We start from the raw sequence: 4177 nt of genomic DNA, 5'->3' as shown, positions 1-4177 counted from the left end.
ATCATCGCAGGTCAGCGGGCACCTCTTCTCGTTCCGCCTTCCGCAGCCGGCCGTCATGCGGTGGATCCAGGCTGAGGGTGAGCATGCGGCGGCCGGTTTTCGAGGTGGTGCACTGTTTCTGGAAGGGGCAGTCGCGGCAGGTCAGGACACTGAAGGTGATCACGATGGCGTCTGTGCCGTGTTGCTGGACGGGGTTCCAGTGGGAGCTGGTCCTCCCGGCGGGGCAGCGGACCTGGCGGGTCGTCCAGTTGATGGTGAAGGCGTTCTTGTCGAAGCCGTCGGCGGCCTTGGCCTGCGCAGAGTGGTCCAGAAGGACCGGGGTGACCATGCGGATGCCGTCCTGCATGGCCCTGGTGATCAGGTCGGCCGACGGGTAGCCGGAGTCGAGGTAGTGCTCGGCCGGCTTCACACCGTGCTCGGCGAGGCTCTGCTGGATGGGGGCGGTCGCCTTCACGTCGGGCACGGTCGCGTCGGTGGTGTGCACGTCGGTGATCAGGTTCGGCATCCTCCCGGACCCGGCGTCGGCGTCGGCGTCGGCGTCGGGGAGGGTGGTGCAGCTTTCCGTGAGGTGGATCTTGTATCCCATCCAGAACAGGTCCTCGCCCTTTGCTGCCCAGCGTGCGTCCGCGTCGTAAGGGGAGGCCAGGCGGAGTTGGCCGGGCGGGACGCCGTCGTCGGCGTCCCGCTTCCTGATCACCTGCCGTCCTCTGGAATCGCTGCGGATGAGGTAGGTCTGCACGAGAACCTGCCGCAGCAGGTGCACGGCCTCGATCTCGCGGATCCACACCGGGGTGTCCTCGGCCCAGGCCGCCCGGCACAGAGTCAGCGCGTCCTGGCCGAAGACCTGGGCGAGCCGGTCGCGTTTGGCCTGTGAGGACGGCATGCGCCAGCCATCCACGCGCGGCCCGTACCGCTCGGCGAACTCCGTCACATCGATCTGCCCGGCCAGCCAGAGCGGCGCCGCGACCGCCAGGGCCTCCAGCGCCGCCCGCACGCTCTCACCGGCCAACTCCAGACGGTTCAGGTCCCGCACCGCACTGATCACATGGGTGGAATCGGTGCGCTGCTTGCCTCCGGCCGCCACCAGACCGGCGTCCTTGCAGTGCTCCAGGAGCCGGTCGAAGACCACCCGCTCCATGCCGTTGTCCGCGAGACGAGCCCGGAACCTGGACAACACGCTGGCATCGAAGCCGGTGTCCGTCAGCTCCGACCCCAGCGCGTACTTCCAGTCGATGGCCCGCACCGCCATCGCAGCAGCCTGTCGATCGGTGAGGTCCTCGGCGAACTGCAACACCGTCACCAGCGACAACGCCCCCGGCGACAACCCCGGCGCCCCACGCACCCCGAACGCCCCCGCGAACGGCTCGTCGACGAAGACCTCCGCGAGGCGGTCCCGCACCCGTACCGGCAGGCTCCCCTTGGGAAACGCCGCCCTGGCCACCGCCACCGTCTGTTCCGGGATCTCCGGCAGCCCCACCGGCAGCATCGACATCCGTACCGCCTCCACGGCCGCACGACAGGGAAGCGACCTCGAAGGTGATCATCCCGGACCCACCCTCACCTACGCAGCGAATTGCGCAGCAGAGTCGCGGTCCACACCAAAACGGACCAGGGGCCCTGGGCCGGGCCTGGTTCACCTTCTGCCCGCCGACACCTGAACGGGAAGAGCCCGCGCCGTGCGATGTCTCGGCCTCGTGTCAGTGAACCGCCAGGGGACATACCGCGCCGTGACAGTGAGCCCCGCCGCCCGTGTCACCCCGTGTCAGCAGTGGAAAGGCACTCGCTCCCATCGTAATCAGCGGAAAGGCGGAGGAAAGCAGCCGTCGGCGGCTGCCGATCGCTCCACTGACACGAACCCGACACATCACAGCTGGCCGCTGTCGGCCGATTGATTTCTTACAAGAGCGACAGCTCACGACACGCTAATTTGGGGCACCCCAAAGCAGAGGAGAGCCCCGTGGGCAAGGTGGTCATGTACAGCTCGGTGTCGGTGGACGGCTTCGTCGCGGACGAGAACGACCAGCCCGGACCGCTGTTCGACTGGTTGTCCAGCGGTGACGTCCCGTTGGACGAGAGCGGCGAGCTGAAGGTGTCGCAGACGTCCTACGACTACACCCGGCCGTACTGGGACCAGATCGGAGTCACGATCGTCGGCCGCCACGTCTTCGACCTAACGGACGGCTGGGACGGGAAGCCGCCGGGCGGGATCGACCACGTGGTCGTCGTGACGCACCGGCCGGAGCCCGAGGGCTGGGACCCCGAGGCGCCGTTTCACTTCGTCGACGGCGTCGAGGCAGCCATGGCCAAGGCCCAGGAGCTTGCGGGTGACCGCATGGTCGAGGTCGCCGCTGGCGACGTCGGTGGCCAGGTGCTTGCCGCGGGCCTGATCGACGAGGTGCGCATGGACGTCGTACCCGTCATGTTCGGGTCCGGCAAGCGCTACTTCGGGTCGGTCCACGCGCAGCACCTGTTGGAGGATCCTGACGTGGTGATTCAGGGCAACCGGGTGCTTCACCTGCGCTATCGGGTGCGCCGTTGACCGATCTGAGCGGGTACGCGAAGAAGTCCACTGCGAACGGTGACACAAGATCGGGCCTCCCCTCGCCCTCGACGAGCGGATTCCCGCCCGACAACGGTTCCAAGCCGTCGACTTGCTGTTCAGCGCTGCCACCGTTGCTGAGCGCCACCTCTCCGAAACCTGGCCGGCCACTCCGCAACATGCCGATCCCGACAGCGAAGCCCGGGCCCGCAGCGCGGTCCAGGCTCAGGTCCCAGGTCTGCTGGCCCGCTGGTCGGCCGAATGCCCGGCGGTTCGCCTGGCCCTCGCCGGCCTCGCCGTCGTCTTCCCAACGGACCGCACCCTGCCCGCCCTGATTCCGCAGCTGCGGACCTTCACGCAGCACCCCCAGGGCACCGACATCGGCGACTACGTGCGGTTCGTCCTCGTTCTGGCTACCCAGGACGACGACCGGATCCTCGCGGCGACAGAGAAGCTCACAGACGCCTACTGGATGGGGACAGCGCGCGGAGTGCCGACACGGGCACGAGCCCTCCACCTCCTCGGCCAGATGCAGACCAAGGTCGGAATCGGGCTCACCCGAGCACCCGCTGGACAGTGACGCACCGCGCGTCGCTCGCGCTGCTATTTCCCATGAACATTCACGGGCCTCAAGATCCGCAACTGCTGCCCAAACTGGCGGACAAACGCTGCCCCTAGAAGTGAACGAAGCCACTCGGCTTCATGCCGACAGACCACCTGGGATCCATCGCCTCATGACAGTGAAATCCGATGCCCGTGCCATCCCGGTGTCCAGGGGCGGACCGTCACACGCCCCCACCACGGCCCTGACCAGCGACAACACACCCCGCGCTATACCGACCGGCGACCAACTGACCCGCATCATCACCAAAAACGTCAGCGCTAAATCGGCATCCGTGTCACCACCCGAAACCCCCACCACAGCACGCTGAACAGCAGAAACCCGATACCAACCGCACTGACATCATCATGCCGAACCACCACTGACAAAATCTTACAGATCATCAGTCCTGGGCTGGTTCCCGGTGCCGTGGCGGGGGCCGGCCGAGTGCCCGGCGACGCTGTGGTCCGGGTGCGCGCTGCCGCTGGGGCCGGCGGCGCGGGTGCACCCGGCGCCGAACGCGGCGGCGGTGCGGGCCGCCCCGGTTTTAGGGGCGGCGCGGGGGCTGACCCGGCGTATGCCGGGCGGTGTTGTGCTCATGCCGAAGGACCCTATCCGCAGGTGCAGACCTCTCTGCCGAGCATGTGCGTCCCGCGATGCGCGGCCGGCGCGGGTGTCGCGGGGCACGGGCCGCGCGGGGCCGGACGGCAGGCGTTCGCGCTGCGCCCGATGACGGCGGCGAGGGCAGGCGCGGGCCGAGTCGAGGAGGCCGTAGCCCTACTGGATCGGACCGTGGAGCCGGCCCGCACCGTCATCGAACCCGAGCAGCAGGTGTCCGCACCGGTAGCGGCTGCCAAGAGGAGAGGAGCTACGGAAGAAGGGCGATCGCTGCTTGCTGCGGCGCTCTCTTCCGCTGATGTGCTCGCTCTTGTGAGGACCTTCTCGTCGGTTGCGACCGATGCCTTAGCCTTGATCCACCGATTCGATGTCTGTGGATAACTCTTCTTGAAACGAGGAAGTGCCTTGTGACCTGCGAT

At 67.8% G+C, this 4177-nt stretch carries 4 protein-coding genes; 2 read left to right on the top strand and 2 right to left on the bottom strand.

The genetic code is table 11. The features are described from left to right. Position 1 precedes the first annotated feature (1 nt). Entirely contained in the window at positions 2-1492 is a 1491-nt protein-coding gene (locus JL475_RS38265) for a transposase (protein ID WP_237409441.1), read from the bottom strand. Positions 1493-1957: 465 nt separating this feature from the next. Here JL475_RS38265 and JL475_RS38260 point away from each other — a divergent pair, with 465 nt between their 5' ends. Then, positions 1958-2539, top strand: a complete 582-nt coding sequence (locus tag JL475_RS38260; protein WP_202282812.1) for a dihydrofolate reductase family protein — start codon at positions 1958-1960, stop codon at positions 2537-2539. 112 nt (positions 2540-2651) lie between these two features. Next, positions 2652-3119 carry a hypothetical protein gene (locus JL475_RS38255; RefSeq protein ID WP_202282811.1) on the top strand — a complete coding sequence of 156 codons (468 nt, stop codon included), beginning with the start codon at positions 2652-2654 and terminating at the stop codon, positions 3117-3119. A gap of 414 nt (positions 3120-3533) precedes the next feature. Here the strand turns inward: JL475_RS38255 and JL475_RS38250 are convergent, their stop codons facing one another. After that, the gene (locus tag JL475_RS38250; protein ID WP_202282810.1) at positions 3534-3740 is read right to left on the bottom strand and encodes a hypothetical protein; all 207 of its coding nucleotides are present in this window, start codon (positions 3738-3740) and stop codon (positions 3534-3536) included. Positions 3741-4177: the final 437 nt, after the last annotated feature.

Origin of the sequence: Streptomyces sp. M2CJ-2 (genome assembly GCF_016757295.1) — a bacterium.
GTDB lineage: Bacteria > Actinomycetota > Actinomycetes > Streptomycetales > Streptomycetaceae > Streptomyces.
This window is presented reverse-complemented; position numbering and strand designations above follow the sequence as displayed.

Excerpts from the sequence above, each read along its gene's own strand:
- JL475_RS38265 (WP_237409441.1), bottom strand. The coding sequence starts at position 1,492 with ATGTCGATGCTGCCGGTGGGGCTGCCGGAGATCCCGGAACAGACGGTG.
- JL475_RS38250 (WP_202282810.1), bottom strand. The coding sequence starts at position 3,740 with ATGAGCACAACACCGCCCGGCATACGCCGGGTCAGCCCCCGCGCCGCC.